Origin of the sequence: Catalinimonas alkaloidigena (genome assembly GCF_900100765.1) — a bacterium.
Classification (GTDB): Bacteria; Bacteroidota; Bacteroidia; order Cytophagales; family Flexibacteraceae; genus Mooreia; species Mooreia alkaloidigena.
The window spans coordinates 461,180-482,924 of record NZ_FNFO01000004.1 but is presented as its reverse complement, the minus strand read 5'-3'; the positions used below and the strand labels follow the sequence as shown (position 1 = coordinate 482,924).

The following is a 21,745-nucleotide window of genomic DNA, read 5'->3' as shown; positions in this document are numbered from 1 at the left end:
GAGCAGTTTGGTTGGTCTCACGGTCGGTGGATGATTAGGCCAGGTGGTACCTCTCGGGTGAGGGCAAGTACGTCAGGCCATCGGCAACTCAGGTTGATAGATCTTCGGAAGGGGTGTACAATTCGCCGGAACGGGGTGGATAAATCTTCCGAAGAGGGGGATAAATCTTCCACAAACGGGTCATTGAAGCGTCTCCGGCGGATTTTCTAAAAAATGAGCGGTGCGGACGGCAATGTGCGTAACATTCGCCTGTACCGCGATCAGGAACGGGCAACCGGAACGTGTGAAAGTTAACTTGACAAAACCAGACAGCGCAAGCCCTATAGCCTGCGGCTACTTAACGCTGCGCGACAAAGCATTTGCTATAACCTTTTGAAAAAGGATTACAGCGTGGATCCGTTCGAGCGGGTACGCTGGCGGTGGGCCTGGATGTATTCCGAAGGGGTTTGGTCAAACTGCTTTCGGAAGCTGCGACTGAAGTACTTGGCGTCGTTAAACCCGACCGCCACGGCTACTTCGTTGATCGTCAGGTCCGACTCGCGCAGCAATTGCACCGCCCGCTTGAGGCGGAAGTCGCGGATCAGTTCGTTGGGCGAGAAGCCGGTCAGGGCTTTGATCTTGTTGTAGAGTTGCGTGTGGCTCATGCCCACCTCTTTGCAAAACACCTCCAACCGAAATTCCACGTCGTCGATGTGGCGTTCCAGCACGGCCTTGACCTGTTCCAGAAAGCGTTGGTCGACCGACGTGATGCTGAGGGCTTCGGGCGCGAGCACTTCGCCCTGCGAGAACCGCTCGATCAACTGCCGACGAGTTTCGATCAGCTTGCGGACGCGGGTTTCCAGCAATTCCAGGCTGAAAGGTTTGCTGATGTACGCATCGGCCCCGGTTTCAAGGCCCCGGATCTGTTGTTCCAGCGAGTTCCGCGCCGTCAGGACGATCACAGGAATGTGGCTGGTGTGGATGTCTTTCTTCAAGGCGGCGCACAGCGCATACCCGTCCATCACGGGCATCATTACGTCGGTTACGATCAGGTCGGGCTGCGCTTCGCGTGCCAAGCCGATGGCTTCCTGGCCGTTTGTCGCTTCCAGCACCCGGTACGCGGTCGTAAGGTTCTCGCGCAGCAACGCACGCAGGTCAGCGTTGTCGTCCACCACCAGGACTTGTGGTAGGGAGGCGCGGTCGGGTGTCGTGTCGTGCGTTTGTGCGGGTTCTGGTGCGGCGCTCGGAAGCACCGTGCTGGCCAGCGGTTCGGACAATCCTGGGGTCTGAGCGGTGTGCACCACCTCGTGCGGGGCATACCGCTGTTGCGAAATGGGCAGCACCAGCCGGAACGTAGTGCCCTGACCGGGAGCGCTGTCGACCGTCACGGTGCCGTGGTGCAGACTGACCAGCTCTTTGACCAGCGCCAGCCCGATGCCCGTGCCCGAGGGGAGGATGTGACTTGGCGATTCGGCCTGGTAAAACCGCTGAAAAATCTTTTCCTGTTCGGCCATGGGAATGCCCGGCCCAGTGTCGCTGACCGCAATCTCGCACACTTCCGGCGACAGTTCGCGCAGGCGCAAGGCCACCTGACCGCCTTCCGGCGTAAACTTGAATGCGTTGGACAACAGGTTGTAGATCACGCGCTCGAGCTTGTCGGTATCGACCCAGGCGGTGAGCTGATCCAGGTCGGTGTCGAATGCAAAGCGAAGCCGCTTGTGCTGACTCAGGTCCTGAAACAAGGTCGTGATCGATTGAACATACGTGACCAGTTCGACTTCGCTGACGCGTAGTTGCAGGTTACCCTCGGTTGCCTTCCGGAAATCGAGAATTTCGTCAACCAGCCGCAGGAGCGACCGGGCATTGCGGTACATCAGTTCGTGCTGGCGCTGCGAGGCGGTGTCGCCCTGAGACAGCATCTTTTCCAGCGGACTGAGGATGAGCGTCAGCGGAGTGCGAAATTCGTGCGAAACGTTGGTGAAGAAATCGAGTTTGGCCTGGTGGATCTGGTGTTCGTACGCCTTCTCCCGTTCGATCAGCTTGAGCCGTTCGTTCAGCTTCGCGCGTTTCACCGTCAGGGTGATGGCAAAGAAGAGGATACACCCCAAAACGACCAGGTACAAGGCGTAGGCCCAGCCGGTTTTCCACCACGGGGCCAGCAGGTGTACCGTCACCGCCGCGCCGCGTTCGTTCCAGATGCCGTCGCAGTTGGAGCCCTTCACGCGGAACGTGTACGTGCCGGGCGGAATGTTGGTGTAGGTGGCCGATCGGTGGGTGCCGAGGGGACGCCACTCTTCTTCGAAACCTTCCAGCTTTACGGCGTACCGGTTGTTTTCGGCCCGGGGGTAGCTCAGCGCGACAAAATCGAACGTGAAGGTGGACTGCTGGGGGCGCAACACGATCGAACGCCGTGGCGAGGCGTCCGGCGTATAGGCAACCGGCTCGTTGAAGCTGGAAATGCCGGTGATGTGTACGGTAGGTGGGTACGTATTGGGATGAATGCTGTCGGCGTAGAAGGCATTGACGCCGTTGATGCCGCCGAAATACAACTTGCCGTCGGGGGCCTGAAACGCCGCTCCGTGCAAAAACTCGTTGCCCTGAAGACCATCGCGCTCGTCGAACACTTCAAACGTATCTTGTTCGGGCTGATAGCGAGCCAGCCCCTGACTGGTGCTGATCCAGACGGTGCCCTCGTGGCCGGGCAGCAAGCCGTTGATCACGTTGCCGGGCAACCCATCGTTTTTATCGTATTGTCGCAACTGGCGCGTCTGGTAGTTCATGTAGGAAATACCGGAGACGTAGTTGCCGAACCACATGTTGCCGTAGCTGTCTTCCGTAATGCTGAGCACGGAGTTGCCGTACAATTTGTGTCGGTCGTTGACGGGCAGTTGGATGCGGTAGAAGTTGATGCCCTCGCTGCTGACCTGACCGGGATCGAAGAAGCACACGCCGCCGTGCACCGTCCCGACCCAGACCATGCCGCGGCTGTCTTCGTAGAGGCTGACGATCGAGTCGCTGGTGAGGCCGTAAGGGGTACCAGGGGCCGCCCGGAAGGCCTGAAAGCGGTCCCGTTCGGGTTGGTAGAGGTTCAGGCCGCCGCCGTTGGTGCCTACCCAGAAGTGGCCTTTGTGATCGACCAGAAAAGTCCGTACGTCGTGGTGACTCAGGCCATGCTGGTCGTGGCTCTGGTAGTGCGAAAACGTACCGTCGCGGTGCATCACGCTGATGCCGTTGTTGTACGTGCCCAGCCACAGGTTGCCCTGTGCGTCTTCAAAAATGCGTTGGATGGTGTTGCCGCCCAGGCTGTTGCGCCGGTTTTCGGTGTAGAGGTATTCCTGAAAACCACCTTCCGGTGTCTGGCAGGTGAGGCCGTTGCCGTCGGTCCCGATCCAGAGTTTCTGTTGCTGATCGACGTAGATCGAAAGGACCGGACTGCTGGCGTAATGGTAGGGATTGCTTTTGTAGTGTTCGAAGGTAGGGTTCTGCTCCATCAGGTTCAGCCCTCCGAAATTGGTCCCGATCCATAAGTTGCCGGCGTGGTCCTCTTCAATCGACAGGACGTTGTTGCTGCTAAGGCTGCTGGCCAATCGGTTGTCGTGCTGGTACCGCACAAACCGCTGGTGGGCCGCATCGTAGTAGTTCAGTCCCCCCAGGTCGGTCCCAATCCAGATGCGCTGCTGGCGGTCCTGGAAAAGCGTCAGGATGATGTCGCTGCCCAGGCTGGCGGGGTCTTGCGGCTGGTGGCGGAACTGGTGCACGATTGTGGGCGTGGCGGTGGCCGCCTCAGGCGCCACTACGTAGATTCCCTGCGCGGCCGATCCCACCCAGAGGAGGTGGGTCGCGTCGACCATCAGAGCGGCTACGGCCTGTTGCGCCAGGGGTGTCGGTCCCGGGGCGATCAGTCGGTTCTGCTGCACGACCCGTAGTCCTTCAGGGGTGCCCACCCAGAGGTGCCCGCGCGGGTCGGCGGCGAGGGCGGTAACCGCCGGTAGCACCGGGCGCCCTTCGGCGTCCGTCAGGTCGTGCACGATCAGGTCGCGGTGCGCATCGTAGTGGTGCAGACCCCGGCTGGTACCGATCCACAGCGTACCGTCGGCCGCTTCGGCCAGGGCCGTAATCTGGTTGCTCTGTAAACCGCTGTTTTCCAGACGATATGCCACGAACGCATCTTGGTCGGGCAAGTAGCGGTTCAGGCCGCCGCCGTTGGTGCCGATCCAGAGTTGCTGATGCTGGTCCTCCAGCAGAGTACTGATTTCGTTGCCCGAAAGCGAATGCGGCTGGTGACTGTCTTCCCGGTATACGTGGAAGCCATAGCCGTCGTAGCGGTTGAGGCCGTCGGGGGTGCCCAGCCACAGAAATCCTTCGTGATCCTGCAAAATGGTCTTGACGTAGCTTTTCGACAGCCCGTCGCGGGTAGTGAAATGCGTAAACTCCACTCGCTTCTGAGCGTAGCCGGCCTGGGCTAATGTGCCTAACATCAGAAAGAAGAGTAGAGTATGCTTCATAAATGCACTAATCAACAGAAATGGAAACGAACAAGGGTGGGCACGCGGCGTTTCGCGTGGGGGCTATAGGTTGTCACAGCATCTGATGAGTCCCGCTTGCTCATGTTCCTCCGTTGCAAACGAGTCGGGTTGTTCCAGCTACCGCTGCCCTGATGGTAGTACGGGTCAGCAGTAAAATGTCGCAATTTGCCAAAATTACGTGGGAAATGTCATAGAAAACAATAGCGAAATAAGCGGGATGGCGCGGGGTTTCTGTAGTTTCGTGCTTCCGGAGATCGGAAAGAATACTCACGGTTGTTGTGTTGATGTACGCATTGAAGCTGCTCCTTGCCCTGTTGGTTCGAAACGGATGGATGTGCTGCCTGTGGCTCGGGCTGGTGGTGGCTCCGGTCCACGCCTGGACGCGGGCCGGGCACATGGTTTCCGGTGCGCTGGCGTATCGCTACCTCGCCCAGGGCCATCCGGACGTTATTCCGCAGGTGCTTGCGCTGCTGAAGGCCCATCCGCAGTATGCCGCGTGGGAAGAAGAAAGCCGTCAGCTGGCGGACCCTTCGGCCGAGGTGCAGCAACAGTTCATATTTATGGCCGCCGCCAAGTGGGCCGACGAAACGCGCAATACGCCCCATTACCACCCCACATGGCACTACGTCAATCCGCCGCTGTCGGCCACCCGCCAGACGCCGGTCCCCATCGCCGAAGCGCAGCCGCCTGAAAATATTCTGTACGCTTACCAGCGCAACCTGGGCATCTTCCGCGCCGACACCACGGCCGAAGCCCGCGCCATTGCCCTGGCGTGGTTGTTTCACCTCGTGGGTGACCTGCACCAGCCGTTGCACACGGCGGCGTTTTTCTCCGACCAGTTTCCGGAGGGCGACCGGGGCGGTAATCTGTTTTTTATCCGCCCGACCGAAGCCGATACCACCATCAACCTCCACTACTTTTGGGATGGGCTGGTGCTGCAGTCGGAGCAGCCGCACGATGTGGCGCAGGCCGCCCGCCGCCTCTACCAGCGCGGAAAATGGCTGCCTCCGGTAGCGCTCGACACCCTCGACGCAACCATTTATCCGGAAAGCTACGACCTGGCCCTGTGGGCGTATCGACACGGCACGCTGCCTGCTGGCGTTGACCGGGACCACGGCGCTGTTCTGCCACCTGACTATCCGAACTTGGCCCGCAAGCTGGCGGCCGGGCGAATGGTGCTGGCCGGGTGGCGCCTGGCCGAAGTGCTCCGGCAGCTGGTGTGATAAGAATCAGGAACTATCCCCAAACCTTTTCAGAAACCCTCGTAATCGTTCCTCGGCTTCGAATCCATCCTGTCGGTACTTCATCAGACAATTGACACGCGATTGAAATGGTAATTCCAATGTCCAGATCCCGAAGAGCCAGAGGGGGCAATAGCCTTGGTACCGTAAAAAGCCCTCTTGAACGGATACTTCGAACACGATGAGCCCTCCAGCCGAAGCTTCCTTATAATACGTAGTGAACAGTGGGTTTTGGGTCAATTTGTAGACAATGATTTTGTCGTATGCGCAAGTGCTCAGCCGGATAAAAGGTTTTGTAAACGCGACTTTGTGGAATCCTGCTTTGTAAAACCATTGGTCCAGCAGGTCAGGGGAAAAAGGCTGCATGCCGCCGCGGGTAGGGACCGTGATCATACGAGTTATGGATTTTATGCAAGAAGCAAAAAAGAAGAGAAGATCCCCAGGGAGAAATTCAGGATGAGGGTGTTAAGTCTTTTCTGCACCTGTGCTTGTCGGCCCTTTGCTATCTTTGCCCGCAACGCAATTTGAACACATTATGGACGATAAGAGCAAAGAGTTTCTAGTCAAATACCTCAACAACGCCTCACCGACGGGCTTCGAAACCTCGGGCCAGCAACTGTGGCTCGATTACATCAAACCGTACATCGACACTTACCAGACCGATGTCTACGGCTCGGTGGTGGGGATTATCAATCCCGAAGCAGACTACAAAGTGGTGATCGAGGCGCACGCCGACGAAATTTCGTGGTTTGTGCATTACATCAACGATCAGGGTTACATCTACATCCGGCGGAACGGCGGCTCCGACTACGCCATTGCGCCTTCCAAGCGGGTGAACATCCACACGAAAAAGGGCATCGTGAAGGCGGTGTTCGGCTGGCCGGCCATCCACGTACGGAAGGACGAGAAATCGGACCCGAAACCCGACCAGAAAAATCTGTGCCTTGACTGCGGCGCCAGCAACAAAGATGAGGTGCTCTCGATGGGCATTCACGTGGGCTGTGTGGTGACGTTCGAGGACGAGTTTATGGAACTGAACAACCGCTACTACGTGGGGCGCGCGCTCGACAACCGCATCGGTGGGTTTATGATCGCCGAAGTGGCCCGTCGCCTGAAAGAAAACAACGTGAAGCTGGATTTTGGTGTTTACGTGGTCAATGCCGTACAGGAAGAAATTGGCCTGCGGGGTGCCGAAATGATTTCTCGGCGCATCAAGCCCAATGTGGCCATTGTCACGGACGTGTGTCACGATACGCAGTCGCCGCTGTACAACAAAGTGGAGCAAGGGGACCAGAAATGCGGCAGCGGTCCGGTGCTGACCTACGGGCCCGCCGTGCAGAACAACCTGCTGGACCTGATTATTCAGGTGGCGGAAGACAAAGAACTGCCGTTCCAGCGGGCGGCGGCTACCCGCTTCACCGGTACGGATACCGATGCCTTTGCCTACTCGGCCGAAGGGGTGGCGTCGGCGCTGATTTCCCTGCCGCTGAAATACATGCATACTACCGTGGAAACCGTCCACAAAGACGACGTGGAAAACGTCATCCGGCTGATGTACGAAACGCTGCTGGCCCTCGAAAACGGCCACGATTTTCGCTATATCCAGTAAAAATACCATGATCCGCCCGGTGGTCGATCAGATGGGACGATGCGTTGCCGTGCCGCAAAGGCCGCAACGCATCGTTTCGTTAGTGCCCTCGCAGACCGAACTTTTACTCGATCTGGGGGCGCCGGTGGTGGGGCGTACCAAATTTTGTGTTCATCCGGCCGACCACGTCACGGCCATTCCGGTCGTCGGCGGCACGAAACAGTACCGCTTCGACACCATCGCGTCCCTGCAACCCGACCTGATCATCGGCAACAAAGAGGAAAACGAACGCGAGGGCATCGAGCAACTGGCGGCCCGTTACCCCGTCTGGATGAGCGACATTGCCTCGCTCGACGACGCGCTGCGCATGATCCGCGCCGTGGGCGATCTGGTGGCGCAACCTGGGCGAGCCACGGCGTTGGCCGACGAAATCGCGCGCGACTTTGCAACCTTGTCGCCCTCCGCTGGCGTCCGTTCCCGCGTGGCGTACCTGATCTGGAAAGCACCGATGATGGTCGCGGGGCAGGGTACGTTCATCCACGAGGTGCTGACGTGGGCGGGCTGGGCCAATGCTTTCGGCGACCTGCCGCGCTATCCGGAGATCACGCCGGACGAGTTAACCGCTGCCCGACCCGACCATATCTTTCTTTCGTCCGAGCCGTATCCTTTTGGGGAAAAGCACCGTGTGGAATTCCAAACCCTGTGTCCTGCCGCTTCTGTGCACCTGGTCGACGGCGAACTGTTTTCCTGGTACGGAAGTCGCCTCCGACACGCAGTGGCGTACCTGCGGGCATTGCGGACCACACTAGCGGCAAACCACGACTAACCGGCCCGCGCTGATGTGCGGGTTCATGTCTATGCATAAACTTTTGCTTGGCGGAAGCCTTTTGTTTCTGTTGGCGGCGTGCCAGCCTCCGCAACTGCGGACCGAACGACTGCCCGATCCGTACCGTACCTGGCAGGTGGCCGGGGGCGATCAGGGCGCTACGCGCTACTCGGCACTGACGCAACTCAACCAGGACAATGTGGCGCAGCTGGAGGTGGCCTGGACCTACCGTACCGGCGATGCGCGTGAGAAAAACCGCTCGACGATCGAGTGTAACCCCATTGTGGTGGAGGGTGTGCTGTACGCTACATCACCCCGCCTGAAAGTGGTAGCGCTGGATGCCGCCACCGGGCAGGAACGATGGCGGTTCGATCCGTTCGGCGGAAAAGACGACCCGGAGTGGGCGAGCATCAAAGGGGCCAACCGGGGGGTGACGTACTGGCAGGAGGGCGACGAGCGGCGCATTCTGTTTACGGCGGGGCCAACGCTGTTCGCCCTTGATGCGGCGACCGGCCAACTCGTGGAATCGTTCGGGAAAGGAGGGAAGGTCGATCTGCGCGAAGGACTGGATCGCGACACGGCACATGTTGACGTCTGGGCCTCGTCGCCGGGGGGCGTGTACCAAAATTTATACATCCTGGGGCCGAGTGTAAACGACCATTCCATCGACCGGGTGCCGGGCCACGTGCGGGCCTACGACGTGCGGACGGGCACAATCGCCTGGACGTTTCATACCATTCCGCAGCCGGGCGAGCCGGGCTACGAAACGTGGCCGCCTGACGCCTGGCAACAGGTAGGGGGCGTCAACGCCTGGAGCGGACTCACGCTCGATCCGGAAACCGGCATTGTGTACTTAGCCACCGGATCGCCGGCCGCCGATTTCTACGGGGCCGATCGGCGGGGCAACAACCTCTACGGAAATTCGGTACTGGCGCTGAACGCGAGCGACGGTTCGTACGTGTGGCATTACCAGGTGGTGCATCACGACCTCTGGGACCGCGATTTGCCGTGCCCGCCCATGCTGATCGACGTGGAGAAAGACGGGAACCCCATCGCAGCGGTGGCGCAACTGACCAAGCAGGGTTTCGTGTTCGTCTTGGATCGGGCGACGGGCCAACCTCTCTGGCAAGTGGAAGAACGGCCCGTCCCGCCGTCGCGGATGCCCGGCGAATGGGCGTCGGCTACCCAACCGTACCCGACCCATCCCGAGCCGTTTGTACGGCAGGGCTTTGCCGATTCACTCGTAACCGACCTTTCGCCGGAGGCGCATGCGGCGGTAGCAAAGAGGCTGGAGAAGTTACGGTATGGACACCTGTTCCTTCCGGCCGATACGCAGGCGACTGTGGTGTTTCCGGGGCTGGTGGGCGGAAGTAACTGGAGCGGTGGTGCGTACGATCCCGAAACGGGCTGGCTGTACGTCAACGCCAATGAAGTGCCGTACCTGTTGCAACTGGTACCGGAAGAACGTCCCGACGCGACGCTGGACTACCGCTTTACCGGTCACAACCGTTTTCTGGACCCTGAAGGGTATCCGGCCGTGAAACCGCCCTGGGGAACACTGAACGCGATTGACCTCAAGAGCGGAAAGATTGTCTGGAAAGTGCCGCTGGGTGAGTTCGAAACCTTGACACAGCGAGGGGTTCCGCCGACCGGTACGCTGAACCTCGGCGGCAGTCTGGTCACGGCCGGAGGACTCGTCTTTATCGGCAGCACGATGGACGAGCGGTTCCGGGCGTTCGACAAGCAAACCGGAAAGGTGTTGTGGGAGGCAAAACTACCGGCTGGGGGCTACGCCGCACCGGCGACCTACGAAGTGAACGGTCGGCAGTACGTCGTGATTGCGGCGGGTGGGGGTGGCAATCCGCAGACACCTTCCGGCGATGCCTACGTCGCCTTCGCCTTGCCGGAATAGTAGCGAAGCAAAGGACCGACTCGACTTCTGGCGGCTGCCAGCTCTGCGAGAATCCGCGCACCCCTCTGCGGAACTCCGCGAGATTCAACTCTACCGATAGCGATACAGGGTGAGATGCTGGATGCCGAAGTCACCGACGGGGATGCGCAGGTGACGTCCTTGGTGGCTCTGGTCGCCGTTCAGGTTGCGGCCGGGCGTCCATTTCCCGTCAATGTATTCCCCCTCGTCGATCCGCCCGATGCCGATCAGGTCGTTGCCCTTCACCGGGGCAAACGTGACGACTAGTCCCGTACCCGCCACGATGAAATCGTCCGGGCCGGTTTGCAGAATCAGCCCGCCGGCCAGCGGCCACTGTTCTTCCTGCGCGCCTGGCGACCAACCCAGCGTGAAGTCGTGTTTCACGGTAAATACATAGCCGCCCATCGTGATCTGCTGTTCCAGCGCATCCTTGTCCAGCAACACGCCGTCCAATTGGTCACTGCCCTGTTTTGCTAGAATCTGCGGTGCAAGTTGATCCAGCACGTCGTAACTTTTTCCCAGCGGTTCTTCGGCCGGATGGTCTGTCGATTCGATGGAAAACGGCGAAAATCCGAGCGCGTCGTAGTGCCCGACGGCGTAAAACGCCTTGGCTTCGTCGCCCGTCTCGAACCGGATTTCTGGAATAAACAGCGGATTGCCCGAGCGGGTGTAGAGGTCGTTCCAGTACTGGAAGCGCGGGTTGTAGAAATCGGGAGAGAGGAAATCGATGGAGGGCGTTCCGGCTCGCCAGACGTCCAGCAGGTGAGGCAGGGGACCGGCACTCGGGTACTCACCGGGTTGTTTGCCTTCACGAGGCAGGGCTGCGTTCAAATACATCGGCAGCGGGTACTCGGCTTTGCCAGCGGCGGTGACGGCCTCCACGTAGCGGGCGTAGTGCCACGCCATGAACAGTTCATCAGTCGCCAGACTTTTTCCGAACACCTCTTCCCACGTGCCCGACGTTTTGCCGCCGTTCGCCTGCCAGTGCTGTTGCAGTTCCGGAATCAACTCTTTTTTGTGTTGCGTCAGGTACCGCATCAGCTCCGCCGGGACGGGTTGGCGGTAGGCTTTCGTGGCGGCGGCACAGTGGTCGCGGGCGCTGGGCAGCATCCCAATTTCGTTTTCGACCTGCACCATCACGACGGTGTGGTCCTGTCCGTCCTGTTCTTTCAGGTGCCGCATCAGTTGTTGAAACGCGCGGACGTCGGCGTCTCGGTTGCGGTCATCGAAGGGCGTCAGGATCTCCTGGCTCACCCCCTCGGCGCTTTTAGCGCGGGGAAACCGTTTGAGGTCGCGCTTCACCCACAGCGGCGCGTAACACGACATGCTGTTTTTCCAGGTGCCGAACCACAGCAGCACTAGCTTCATGTCGTGCGCCCGCGCGTCTTTTAACAGACCATCGACCAGCGAAAAATCAAACTTTCCCTCCTCCGGTTCGATCAAATCCCAGTAGACCGGGGCCAGTACCGTATTGAGGTGCATCGCCTCCAGTTTCGGCCAGATCGGTTCCATGTACGCCAGACTCGACGCACTCGAATTGCCCAGTTCCCCGCCCCGCATCAGAAAGGGCTTTCCCTCCACGATCAATTGCGTCGCCGTGCCCTGTCGTTGCAGATAAGGAATGGTTTGGGCGCGGAGGGTAATGGCCGTCACCAGGAAGATAAAAAAGAGCTGAACGTATTTCATGAGAGAGCTATGTTTCAGAGCGTAGGCATGAGCGGCTACAGTGATAAGAAATGTCTTTTTACAGAATTAATTAGCTGGTTTTGTCAGTAGCTTTCTCCGTACAATCTTTCTGTCAAGGTAGGGGTTGTCTTGCATTCGCTCGATCAATTTCAAGTAGTCTATGATTGCGATCCGATCATCCACCTGAATTAAGTAATAGGAAGAATCCTCTACAGAAGTTAGCTTTTCAAAATCGGTGGTGTCCTTGATCGTAAGGACAGTTCTTGATACATGAGTGCTTTTCGGATGAGGAGGAAACGGTGGCATGCCCTCTGCCTCAAATAGTTTGATCATGAGCGAGTCGGCAATGTTTATATAATCTTTTGCCTTATAAAACTCATCGAGGCCTTTATGGGCTGTAATCAGCGTTACTTGCCTACCTCCAACGGCAGCAATCCATTTGTATGCGTTTAATAAATCCCGAAATTCAAGATGATCACCGAGGTAAAGATGAACAGGGGGAAGGGAGTGGCAATCGTTGCATGATAGAAAAGGAGCAATCGAGGCAAGATCGGCCACCACATCGTTCAGAACCGCCTTCGTCTTGCCGTGATACTTTATCAGATGAATCGAGCTTGCTTGGTGATCATTAGGTAACAAGTGATTGGTTTTGTACCCGATCAGATGATAGCGGGGGACGGATGTGAATATTTCAGGCGCTATTTTTTGAAACTTCCTTCCCTCAAAGTAGAGCACACTATCCGCTTCGAGCGTAAAGGAAATATTGGTTTTACTGTTGTCTGCTAAAGTGAGTAGCAGGTGATCATCTTCTGCGACATACTTGGCTTGATGCATGAAGTAAGAAGGAGCTATCATATTGAGGGTATCGCGCTTGAAGTGAAGTTCAAATGGGAAATAGGCGTTTTGAGTGGTGTCCAAGCCGTAGCTCTCCCAATAGCCTTCCAAACTTTCAGTCGTACGTTGCTGACAAGAAGTAGCTAATCCCACTAACAAAAAAATTGAAGCTAACCAATATATCATTTCAATTTATCTGTGCTATAAAACCTTTGTGTTATGTTAAAATATAATGCAAAGACCTTGACAAAGACACAATCTCAGTTCCCTGGTCGGGCATGAAACTCTAAGCTTTCGTAGTAACTCAGCGGGCGGTCGGGCTTTTCCAGTCCGTCTGGAATCGGGCGGCGGCTGAACTGCTGGAAGTACAGCACACAGGCGTTGCGCCACCAAATGGCCTCTTTCTTCTGAATGTCGAGGAGGGTGGCGACGTGCTGAAACCGGTCCGCATCGACCTTACTCTTCTGTTGTTGCCAGACGTCCTGCATCCACGCCACCGAATCGGCACCGGCGTAGTAGCGATGGCACAACTCGTCCCACAGCGACCGCCCCGATTTTGTGGTATAGTCCCACGGCAGGTGGTGAAACCAGAGCAGAAACTCTTCCGGGCAGGTTTTCGGATCGCCCCACTGTTCCTGTACCGGGGGAAAATACTGCGCCAGCGCATCGCTTCCCGTTTTCGTCCGGTCGAAGCCGATGCCGTTCGAGTCGGCCTGGTGGTAGTAGGTGGCGGTCCAGTCGGCGCGCGGCTTGTCGGTCACCCACGGACCGGGGCCGTAGTGGTGGCTCCAGCCCATCAGGTGGTGCAGGCCCAGCGGCGTCATGTAGTCGACCACGATTTCGCGCGAAGCGATCATCATGTCTGAAACCGGTTTGACGAATGCTTCGTCGTTCGAGAATGTCATTCGCAGCCACTCGTCGGCGATCTGTTCAGAGGTCAGTGCGTGATCCCAGGCCAGGCGGCCGTAGCCGTACCAGTTGCTCTGCGCGAACGGATGGCCCGTCCAGTTGCGGTCGTCACCGATGTTGCTCACCCCCGCCACGCCCGTCAGTCGGTGGCCTTCCAGGGTCCCATCCACTACTTTAGCCACCGTTGAGCCTTTGCCTTTCGCGTAGGTGTCAGCGTCGAGGGTTTCTTTGTAGAGTGGCATCTGGTAGAACAGGTTTGTCGACTGACCGGTGTATTCCTGCGTGATCTGAAACTCCATCATCAGGGGCGTGTTGGGCATGGCCCCGAACAGCGGATGAAATGGCTCCCGCGGCTGAAAGTCGATCGCACCGTTTTTTACCTGCACCAGCACGTTGTCGCGGAATTTCCCGTCGAGGGGCACAAATTCGTTGTAGGCCTGTTTGGCGCGGTCTTCCGGCTCCTCGTTGCTGTAGACAAACGCGCGCCACATCACTACGCCCCCGTGCGGAGCCAGCGCATCGGCCAGGAGGTTCGCTCCTTCGGCGTGTGACCGGTTGTAATTTTGCGGTCCCGGCTGCCCTTCAGAATTGGCTTTCACCAGAAAGCCGCCGAAGTCGGGAATGTAGCCGTAGATCTCGTCGACTTTCTTTTTCCACCATTGCTGCACCTGCGGATCGAGCGGATCGGCCGTTTTTAGACCCCCGATCTCAATCGGCGCACTGAAGCGGGCCGACAAATACACCTTGATCCCATACGGCCGGAATACGTTCGCCAGCGCCGCCACGCGAGGCAGAAACTCCTCGGTCAGGATCAGCGCATTGGCATTTACGTTGTTGAGCACCGTCCCGTTGATGCCCACCGAGGCGTTGGCCCGGGCGTACTCTCGGTAGCGCGGATCAAGGTAATCGGGCAGGAGGTGCCACTTCCATAGCGATGCGCCCGCGTAGCCCCGCTCCACACTTCGGTCCAGGTTGTCCCAGTGGTTCAGCACCCGCAAGTCAAGTTTGGGGGTTTCCTGAAGGTTCAGGTTCTGCAACGGCTGATGGGTCTGGAGCAGCCGCAGCAGATGGAAACAGCCGTACAGCACCCCCACGTCCGTGTTGGCCGCCACCACCGTCACGTTCCGGCGTTTCAGTTTCGTCGTAAAAATCAGGTACCCTTCGTCACCTACTTGCCGGAGTGGTTTTTCCAGATTCAACTCACCAACGGGAGCCAGCGTCTGAAGCGTGCCGACCAGTAAGGTGCCGTCCTGCACCGCCGGATTGAACGGTACGTTCGTGTCCAGCAATCCCCGCAGGCCCTCCATCAGTTCTTCACGCGCGGCCACCAGCGTCGGCGAATCGCCTTCCATCAGCACATTTTTCAGCGCAGCCTGGTAACGCGTGCGAACGGCCTGATCAGCGATGGGATCGTAGCGCAGCCAGAGGCGGTACCCATCCTCGGCAAAGGACGGCAGAGAAACGAGTAGACAACAAAAGACAAACAGCGAAAAGCGGTACTTCATCATGGAAAAAATCGGTGATGCCGGTTAAGAGGGATTCAGGTGTAGCAATATACTGACTACCGGGGAAGGGGAGGGGAGAAAAGGGAAGGACGACGCGACCGATCTTCAAGCCCAGGTGCGAGTAAGAAAGCCTCCGCAATGTGAGGTGGAACCGGAAATGAGTGCGCCGCCTGACTTCGTGACGACCGCCTGAGTTGGTTTCCGGAAGGGGTTCAGTCTCCAGAGGAGATGTTTTCTTCTTCAAAAATCCTTTTTTCGTCTTGTTAGGGAAGAATACCGTGACGTGGGGTTTCCCGGCGATTCACTGTCTTTTTTCCCGCCTGCTGCCTCTACATTTGACGCATCATTCATCTCTACTCAATTAATCATGCGAAAGCTCATTCATTTTCTCCTATGGGGGCTGATTACCCATGTCACGCTGGCCCAGGTGCCGGTGATGGTGAAGGATATCACAAACGGCCCTTTGAGTACCACCATCAAACACCCGACCGTTTATCAGGACAAGCTGTACTTTTTTGCAGGAACGGATCAAATGAGTTTATGGGTCAGCGATGGAACAGAAGCGGGTACTAAAATTCTGAAAAGCTTTCCTGCCGAAACAGCGTATTGGGATTCACTGGCCTTTTGGACGGACATGACCGTTTCGAACGACCTCCTGTTTTTTGCAGGTGCTGACATCGAAAACGGCATCGAACTCTGGCGAAGTGATGGGACAGAAGAAGGGACGTATCTATTCAAAGACCTCGTGCCAGGTCCGGAAAGCAGTTATCCACAACAGCTCATTAATTCAAAAGATACGCCTCATGCAGTCGATACACTTTTCTTTACCGTAGGTGGGTGGAATGAGACGCAGCTTTGGTATAGCGATGGAACTCTCGCAAATACTTTGTTGGCAAAAGAAGGCTTTGTGGCTGGTTCTATGGAGATAATGGCAATGGATGCTGAAAATGTGTATTTTCTGGCTGACAAAGAAGAAACAAATCTCGGCAAGGAGATATGGAGTTCTAATGACTTGGAAAGTAGTGCAATAAAAGATCTGTACATCGGCTCTACAGGTTTTGAATCTAAAGAAAGCACCGTTTACACCGTCGCCGAGGAGGGACAATTTTCTATGAAATTGTTTTTGGCCACTCATGACTATTTCGACGACGAAAATTATCATCATCCAGCTCAGCTATGGAAAATTCAAAGTTATTGGACTCTTGTTGATAGAGTTCAATCTGTATTGAATTTGAATGAAGCGCTAGGGCAGAATACTGAGGTAACACAATTAGTAAGCTTTGAGGATAAACTTTTGATCAATGCACAGAATGAGCAATCTGAAGGACTTTGGGTCACCGACCACAATGCAGGTGGCTTGATGCTTTTGTGGGAGGGTGCCTGCTCTGAAATGAAAGAATGGAATGGGCGTCTCTACTTTGGGGGCAACATTACCGGTGAAGGCTATAAACTATGGTCGACCGATGGTACGCTGGAAGGTACCCGCTTGGAATTAAATCCTTTTGAGGGCGCTCCCTTCGAATTATCTTTTGAGTATGATGGTGCTCTTTACCTGACTTCCGCAAAGGGAAGCGAATTGTGGCGCACCAATGGGACTCTGGAAGGAATGCAGTTGGTTCATCGATTCGAAGAGAACGGTGCCCCCCAGGAGGTGTTTCCTGCAAAATCGATGGGTTTCTTTATGGCCAACGATGGGTTGCACGGACAGGAGTTGTGGCGGTTGTCGACTCCGGTGGTGACGGGCTTGGCTTACATCGACCAGAATGGGAATGGTCATTTGGATGAAGGCGAGCCAGGATTACCCAATCAAGCGATCGTGATCATGCCGGATAGCCTGATTGCTTATACCAACAATGAAGGCATCTTTATCGCCCATGTTGATTCCGGTGACTATACCCTGACGGTACCAAGTGCCCCTGACTGGAAACTGACTTCAACCCCCGTATCATATTCGGTATCGGTTCCGCAACAAAAAGACTCGTTTTATACATTCGGATTGCAACCCCAGGAAGCTCGGTACGGACTGAGCACGAAGCTGGCGGCGGCGGCACCCAGCCGTTGCGGCTTTGAGGTGACCTATTGGCTCACGTTCCAAAACCGAGGAACTCTTCCCGCTAGTGGGATGGTCCGATTGATTGCTGATACGAGCCTGACGTTCATTTCTTCGTCGCTGATTCCTGAGATAAGAGAGGATACACTGACTTGGGCGTACACTGATCTGCTGCCTAAGCAATCAAAACAAATTCGATTGACATTTGAGGTACCTGGATTTGAGCAGATGGGCGATACGTTGTATTCGTTTGTCCACGCGACCATCCAAAACGGCGAAGAACTTGCGTTTGCCACTGCGGATACACTGGAGCAGGTGATTCTGTGCAGCTACGACCCGAACGACAAGCAGGTAGAACCAGCCGGCATTTTAGAGGAGCATTATACACTCAAAGGCGAGTGGCTGGAGTACCTCGTGCGTTTCCAGAATACCGGGAATGCCGAAGCGCTTACCGTCGAGATTCGCGATACGCTCGATGCCCGGCTGGACCTGACCACGTTTGAGTCACTTTCGGCCAGCCATGCCCTGCACGTCACCCGGCAGGGGCGTAATGTGTCTTTCCTTTTTGAGGACATTAATCTGCCCGACAGCACCACGAACGAACCGGAAAGCCATGGCTACGTGCGGTACCGCATCAAAGCGCAGGCGGGCGTCCCTGAGGAAACCGTCGTGCGCAACACGGCGCACATCTACTTCGACCGGAATCCGGCGATTGTGACCAACACAACCTTCAACACGTTGGTGACGACGCTGCCCAAACCCACGGCCCTACACGAAGCACTCCCGGATGCGTCCGTGCGGTTGTTCCCCAACCCGACGACCGGGCTGGTCACGGTGCGCAGCGAAACGCCCCTGGAGCGGGTGCGGGTCTTGACCGTCATGGGACAGGAAGTCTTGCAGGTGTCGCCGACCTCCGACCGGGAGCTGACGCTGGACGTGCAGACCTTACCGGCGGGACTGTATCTGGTGGAAATCACCCGCGGCGGCCATCGTACCGTGCAGCGCATCAGCAAACAGTAATGGTAAACGACAACGAATTACAGATTTTGATGAATGCCTTGAGACTTACCGTTTTTACTGTAGCCCTACTTTGGCTGTCTCATGTGCTACGGGCGCAAGGTGAGCAGTACGAAAAGTACCAGGACAAATCCAATTACGTGCACGGATACGTCATTTTACCTGACGGCACTAAGCGGGGAGGAATGCTCAAAGTACCGTCATTGAACAAGCTCTTTGCCTACAGTCAGGTGAATATGGTGGACAAAGCGGGCGTGAAGCATACCCATCAACCTCGTGAACTAAAAGGCTATCAGTTGGGAAGCCGACGTTTTGTCAGCGATGGGAAACGATTTTTGGAAGTGGTCATCGATGGTCCCGTGCTGCTTTGCGAGTACAAGTACTGGCAATACATGACCGTAGGTCCCGGTAGTGCTGGAACGTCACGCGCTTCCTCCGATTTTTACGTACGTTGGAGTGAAGAAGAAGCGTTTGAGTACGTGAAAGGCAGGAAGTTCAAGGAACGGTGGGGTAAGCGTTTGGCGGCTTGCCCGGACGTGCAGGCGGCCGTGCAGAACGAAGAACTGCGTTATCGCGACATGGAGACGATCATCAGGCAGTACAACCGCTGTTTGAGGCCTGTACCGGAGAAAATACTGGAAGGTTTTTAGCCATTGCTTTCGTGCTGGAGCCGGAAAGAGAGGTTGATTTTTATGCCGACGGCTTTTCACATGATAGACAAAGGCCGCCTTAGGTTTTACCAGGAATCCTTCGAAGTTTACAAGGCGGCAGTCCGCAGGGTGCTCTACTTTTGCCTGAAACTCCGACGTCATGCAGCATTCCGCGCTCGTTTACCTGCTTGTCCGCCTTCCCTTAGCCCTGAGTATGTTGTTCCACGGGGTGGTGCGGATGCCCAAACTGGCGGGCTTCAGCCAGTGGATGGTGGGGCAGTTCGAAGGCTCTCTATTGCCGACCACGCTGGTAATGCCCTTTAGCTACGCGTTGCCGTTCGTTGAACTGCTCATCGGGCTGTTGTTGTTGGTGGGGCTCTTTACCCGACCGGCAGCGATTGCGGGTAACCTGGTCATGCTGATGCTGATTACCGGCTCGGCGCTGATCGAACAGTGGCAGAACGTAGCAATCCAGCTTTTCTATGCCGCTTACTTCGCGGTGCTGGTGGGCTACGAGGCCTACAACCGCTATTCCCTGGATCACCTGCGTTCGCGGACAACCCGGGCGGCCTGAGCGTCGGGGCGTACAACACATCATTCAAAATTTTAGAACTCCCTTTTATGAATTTACAATTGCAAGGCAAAACGGCTTTGGTCACCGGCTCAACCGCCGGCATCGGATACGCGATTGCCAAACTACTGGCCGCCGAAGGTGCTTCCGTCATCATCACGGGCCGTACACAGGAACGAATCGATCAGGCCATTGCTGCCATCCAACAAGACCACGCCGCGGCTACGCTTTCGGGGGTGCCGGTCGATTTCAGCCAGACCGCACAGGTACAGGCACTCCTGCAGCAGGTACCCGATGTCGACATTCTGGTCAACAACGTTGGGATTTTCGAGCCGAAGCCGTTTGCCGAAATTCCTGACGAAGACTGGCTGCGCTTTTTCGAGATGAACGTCATGAGCGGCATCCGGCTGTCCCGGCACTATTTTCCGAAAATGCTGGCCCAGAACTGGGGACGGATCATCTTCATTTCGAGCGAGTCGGCCATTCACATTCCGGAAGAGATGATCCATTATGGCATGACCAAAACGGCGCAACTGGCCGTTTCGCGTGGCCTGGCCGAACTAACCAAGGGCACCCGCGTGACGGTCAATACCGTACTGCCTGGCCCGACCAAGAGCGAAGGCGTCACCGAATTTCTCAACCAGCTGTCGCAGCAGCAGCAAAAGTCGAAAGCCGAGGTAGAAGAAGAGTTTTTCAACACTGCCCGCCCTACGTCGCTGATCCGGCGTTTTGCGCACGTGGACGAGGTGGCTAATCTGGTGGCTTACGTGGCCAGCCCGCTTTCTTCGGCCACCAACGGAGCCGCCCTGCGGGCCGATGGCGGTTTGGTCAAAAGCATCATTTAAGCCGCCTGCCGGGGCAGAAGCCGATGGAATATACCTATTATCTGTGTGATGTTTTCAGCGATACGGCTTTTGGTGGGAACCCGCTGGCCGTGGTGCCGGAAGCAAGTGGCCTGACGAGCGAGCAGATGCAGCAGATGGCGCGTGAGTTCAATTTCTCCGAAAGCACGTTCGTGCTGCCGGCCGAACGGGGGCATACGCGGAAGGTGCGCATTTTTACCCCGACGCGCGAAATCCCTTTTGCGGGGCATCCCAACGTAGGCACCGCCTTTGTGCTGGCTTCTGTGGGTGAGTTGGGCGACATCCCGACCTCCACGCAAATCACGTTTGAGGAAAAAGCGGGGTTGGTCGACATCACCGTCACAAGGCTCGACAACGGACGTTTTGCGTGCGAACTCAAAGCCCCGGAACCGTTCTCGCTCGGAAAAACGCTTTCGGTCGAAACCGTTGCGGCAGCGTTGTCGCTTTCGCCCGAGGAGCTGGTCGTAGCAAACCATCCGCCGCAGGTTGCCTCCGTAGGGCTGCCTTTTGTGCTGGTGGAAGTCAGGGACCTGGCGGCGCTGCAACGCAGTCGTCCGCACTTCGACCGGTTGCTGGACATCAAGGCGCAGGGCATTGAGCCGGACATCCATGTCTATTGTCGGAGCAACGATGCCTTCGATCTACGCGCGCGGATGTTCGCGCCTCTGGATGGGGTACCCGAAGATCCCGCTACGGGAAGCGCGAATTGCGCACTAACGGCGCTGTTGACGCACCTCCGCACGGAAGAAAGCGGACAGTTTGCCTACACCATTGCGCAGGGCGTGGAGATGGGGCGGCCAAGCCTACTGGAGAGCCGGGCCGAAAAAAAGGCGGGAAGCGTGACGTCCGTATGGATCGGCGGGCAGGCCGTGATGATGAGCAAAGGCATCTTCTTTATCGATTGATTGCGCTCCCTAAATTCAATCAGAAACCAATCATTAACCTGAACACGAACGATGAAAATACTAGTGGTCGGCGGAACGGGCACCCTCGGGAAAGTCGTGGTGGAAGCCCTCCGGAAAAAGCATGAGGTCATCACCGCCGGTTCGAAAAGCGGCGATGTGCAGGTCGATATCACCGATCTGGCTTCCATTCAACAGGTGTTTGAGCAAGTCGGGACGCTCGACGCCCTGGTCGTAACGGCTGGTGGCGCGGCGATGGCCCCGGTACAACAACTGACTGAAGCGCATTTTTACAAGGGCATCCGCAGCAAGATGATGGGGCAGATCAACCTCGCCCTGGTGGGGCAAACGTACCTGAATCCGGGCGGGAGCATCACGCTCACGTCGGGCATCCTGGCCGAAGATCCCATTGCGAACGGCGCGGTGTTAACCACCATCAACAGTGCGGTGAACGGTTTTGTGCTCGGGGCCGCGGGCGAATTGGTGAAGTCGCAACTGCGCATCAACGTGGTCAGTCCCGGCTTGGTCGAAGCCTCGGCCGAAGCCCTCGGAGAGTACTTTCCCGGTCACGTACCGGTGCCGATGGCGCAGGTGGCAAGCGCCTACGTCAAAAGTGTAGAGGGCATCCTGACCGGACAGATCATCCGGGTCGTATAGCCCCTGCGCAT

General features: G+C 56.9%; 14 protein-coding genes. 10 read left to right on the top strand and 4 right to left on the bottom strand.

Features of this window, described 5'->3' with window-relative positions:
• Window positions 1-383: 383 nt before the first annotated feature.
• A complete protein-coding gene (locus BLR44_RS12900; RefSeq protein ID WP_143017261.1) occupies window positions 384-4,484 on the bottom strand; it encodes a hybrid sensor histidine kinase/response regulator transcription factor in 4,101 nt (1,366 codons plus the stop codon).
• A gap of 305 nt (window positions 4,485-4,789) precedes the next feature.
• Between BLR44_RS12900 and BLR44_RS12895 the strand changes: the two genes are divergently transcribed.
• The 4 genes from BLR44_RS12895 to BLR44_RS12875 all read left to right on the top strand — a co-directional run bounded on the left by BLR44_RS12895 (window position 4,790) and on the right by BLR44_RS12875 (window position 10,072).
• Window positions 4,790-5,728: a S1/P1 nuclease gene (locus tag BLR44_RS12895; RefSeq protein ID WP_089682465.1), complete on the top strand. Its 939-nt coding sequence runs from the start codon at window positions 4,790-4,792 to the stop codon at window positions 5,726-5,728.
• 553 nt (window positions 5,729-6,281) lie between these two features.
• The gene (locus tag BLR44_RS12885; RefSeq protein ID WP_089682461.1) at window positions 6,282-7,355 is read left to right on the top strand and encodes a M42 family metallopeptidase; all 1,074 of its coding nucleotides are present in this window, start codon (window positions 6,282-6,284) and stop codon (window positions 7,353-7,355) included.
• A gap of 7 nt (window positions 7,356-7,362) precedes the next feature.
• Window positions 7,363-8,160 (top strand): ABC transporter substrate-binding protein, encoded by a 798-nt coding sequence (locus BLR44_RS12880; protein ID WP_089682460.1) that lies wholly within the window; start codon window positions 7,363-7,365, stop codon window positions 8,158-8,160.
• A 31-nt stretch (window positions 8,161-8,191) separates the two neighbouring features.
• The gene (locus tag BLR44_RS12875; protein ID WP_245706044.1) at window positions 8,192-10,072 is read left to right on the top strand and encodes a pyrroloquinoline quinone-dependent dehydrogenase; all 1,881 of its coding nucleotides are present in this window, start codon (window positions 8,192-8,194) and stop codon (window positions 10,070-10,072) included.
• Between the two features lie 90 nt (window positions 10,073-10,162).
• Here BLR44_RS12875 and BLR44_RS12870 read toward each other — a convergent pair whose 3' ends face one another.
• The 3 genes from BLR44_RS12870 to BLR44_RS12860 all read right to left on the bottom strand — a co-directional run bounded on the left by BLR44_RS12870 (window position 10,163) and on the right by BLR44_RS12860 (window position 15,027).
• Window positions 10,163-11,776, bottom strand: a complete 1,614-nt coding sequence (locus BLR44_RS12870) for a GH35 family beta-galactosidase (RefSeq protein WP_089682456.1) — start codon at window positions 11,774-11,776, stop codon at window positions 10,163-10,165.
• Window positions 11,777-11,842: 66 nt separating this feature from the next.
• Window positions 11,843-12,763, bottom strand: a complete 921-nt coding sequence (locus BLR44_RS12865; RefSeq protein ID WP_218127063.1) for a hypothetical protein — start codon at window positions 12,761-12,763, stop codon at window positions 11,843-11,845.
• Window positions 12,764-12,870: 107 nt separating this feature from the next.
• Window positions 12,871-15,027, bottom strand: a complete 2,157-nt coding sequence (locus tag BLR44_RS12860) for an alpha-glucuronidase family glycosyl hydrolase (RefSeq protein WP_089682452.1) — start codon at window positions 15,025-15,027, stop codon at window positions 12,871-12,873.
• A 364-nt stretch (window positions 15,028-15,391) separates the two neighbouring features.
• Between BLR44_RS12860 and BLR44_RS12855 the strand changes: the two genes are divergently transcribed.
• The 6 genes from BLR44_RS12855 (at window position 15,392) to BLR44_RS12830 (ending at window position 21,734) form a co-directional block, all read left to right on the top strand.
• The gene (locus tag BLR44_RS12855; RefSeq protein ID WP_089682450.1) at window positions 15,392-18,094 is read left to right on the top strand and encodes a DUF7619 domain-containing protein; all 2,703 of its coding nucleotides are present in this window, start codon (window positions 15,392-15,394) and stop codon (window positions 18,092-18,094) included.
• Complete coding sequence (locus tag BLR44_RS12850; protein WP_089682448.1) at window positions 18,094-18,741, top strand: hypothetical protein; 648 nt, start codon at window positions 18,094-18,096, stop codon at window positions 18,739-18,741. Before BLR44_RS12855 ends, BLR44_RS12850 begins: the two co-directional genes overlap by 1 nt.
• A gap of 160 nt (window positions 18,742-18,901) precedes the next feature.
• The gene (locus tag BLR44_RS12845) at window positions 18,902-19,315 is read left to right on the top strand and encodes a DoxX family membrane protein (RefSeq protein ID WP_089682446.1); all 414 of its coding nucleotides are present in this window, start codon (window positions 18,902-18,904) and stop codon (window positions 19,313-19,315) included.
• Window positions 19,316-19,362: 47 nt separating this feature from the next.
• Window positions 19,363-20,157 (top strand): SDR family NAD(P)-dependent oxidoreductase, encoded by a 795-nt coding sequence (locus BLR44_RS12840; RefSeq protein WP_089682444.1) that lies wholly within the window; start codon window positions 19,363-19,365, stop codon window positions 20,155-20,157.
• Between the two features lie 23 nt (window positions 20,158-20,180).
• Window positions 20,181-21,080 (top strand): PhzF family phenazine biosynthesis protein, encoded by a 900-nt coding sequence (locus BLR44_RS12835; protein ID WP_089682442.1) that lies wholly within the window; start codon window positions 20,181-20,183, stop codon window positions 21,078-21,080.
• Window positions 21,081-21,131: 51 nt separating this feature from the next.
• Window positions 21,132-21,734, top strand: coding sequence for a short chain dehydrogenase (locus BLR44_RS12830; RefSeq protein WP_089682440.1), 603 nt, complete (start codon window positions 21,132-21,134; stop codon window positions 21,732-21,734).
• Window positions 21,735-21,745: the final 11 nt, after the last annotated feature.

Bases quoted from the DNA above. Each gene is read 5' to 3' on its own strand.
- BLR44_RS12900 (WP_143017261.1), bottom strand. From the start codon at position 4,484: ATGAAGCATACTCTACTCTTCTTTCTGATGTTAGGCACATTAGCCCAG.
- BLR44_RS12895 (WP_089682465.1), top strand. From the start codon at position 4,790: ATGTACGCATTGAAGCTGCTCCTTGCCCTGTTGGTTCGAAACGGATGG.
- BLR44_RS12885 (WP_089682461.1), top strand. From the start codon at position 6,282: ATGGACGATAAGAGCAAAGAGTTTCTAGTCAAATACCTCAACAACGCC.
- BLR44_RS12880 (WP_089682460.1), top strand. From the start codon at position 7,363: ATGATCCGCCCGGTGGTCGATCAGATGGGACGATGCGTTGCCGTGCCG.
- BLR44_RS12875 (WP_245706044.1), top strand. From the start codon at position 8,192: ATGCATAAACTTTTGCTTGGCGGAAGCCTTTTGTTTCTGTTGGCGGCG.
- BLR44_RS12870 (WP_089682456.1), bottom strand. From the start codon at position 11,776: ATGAAATACGTTCAGCTCTTTTTTATCTTCCTGGTGACGGCCATTACC.
- BLR44_RS12860 (WP_089682452.1), bottom strand. From the start codon at position 15,027: ATGATGAAGTACCGCTTTTCGCTGTTTGTCTTTTGTTGTCTACTCGTT.
- BLR44_RS12855 (WP_089682450.1), top strand. From the start codon at position 15,392: ATGCGAAAGCTCATTCATTTTCTCCTATGGGGGCTGATTACCCATGTC.
- BLR44_RS12850 (WP_089682448.1), top strand. From the start codon at position 18,094: ATGGTAAACGACAACGAATTACAGATTTTGATGAATGCCTTGAGACTT.
- BLR44_RS12845 (WP_089682446.1), top strand. From the start codon at position 18,902: ATGCAGCATTCCGCGCTCGTTTACCTGCTTGTCCGCCTTCCCTTAGCC.
- BLR44_RS12840 (WP_089682444.1), top strand. From the start codon at position 19,363: ATGAATTTACAATTGCAAGGCAAAACGGCTTTGGTCACCGGCTCAACC.
- BLR44_RS12835 (WP_089682442.1), top strand. From the start codon at position 20,181: ATGGAATATACCTATTATCTGTGTGATGTTTTCAGCGATACGGCTTTT.
- BLR44_RS12830 (WP_089682440.1), top strand. From the start codon at position 21,132: ATGAAAATACTAGTGGTCGGCGGAACGGGCACCCTCGGGAAAGTCGTG.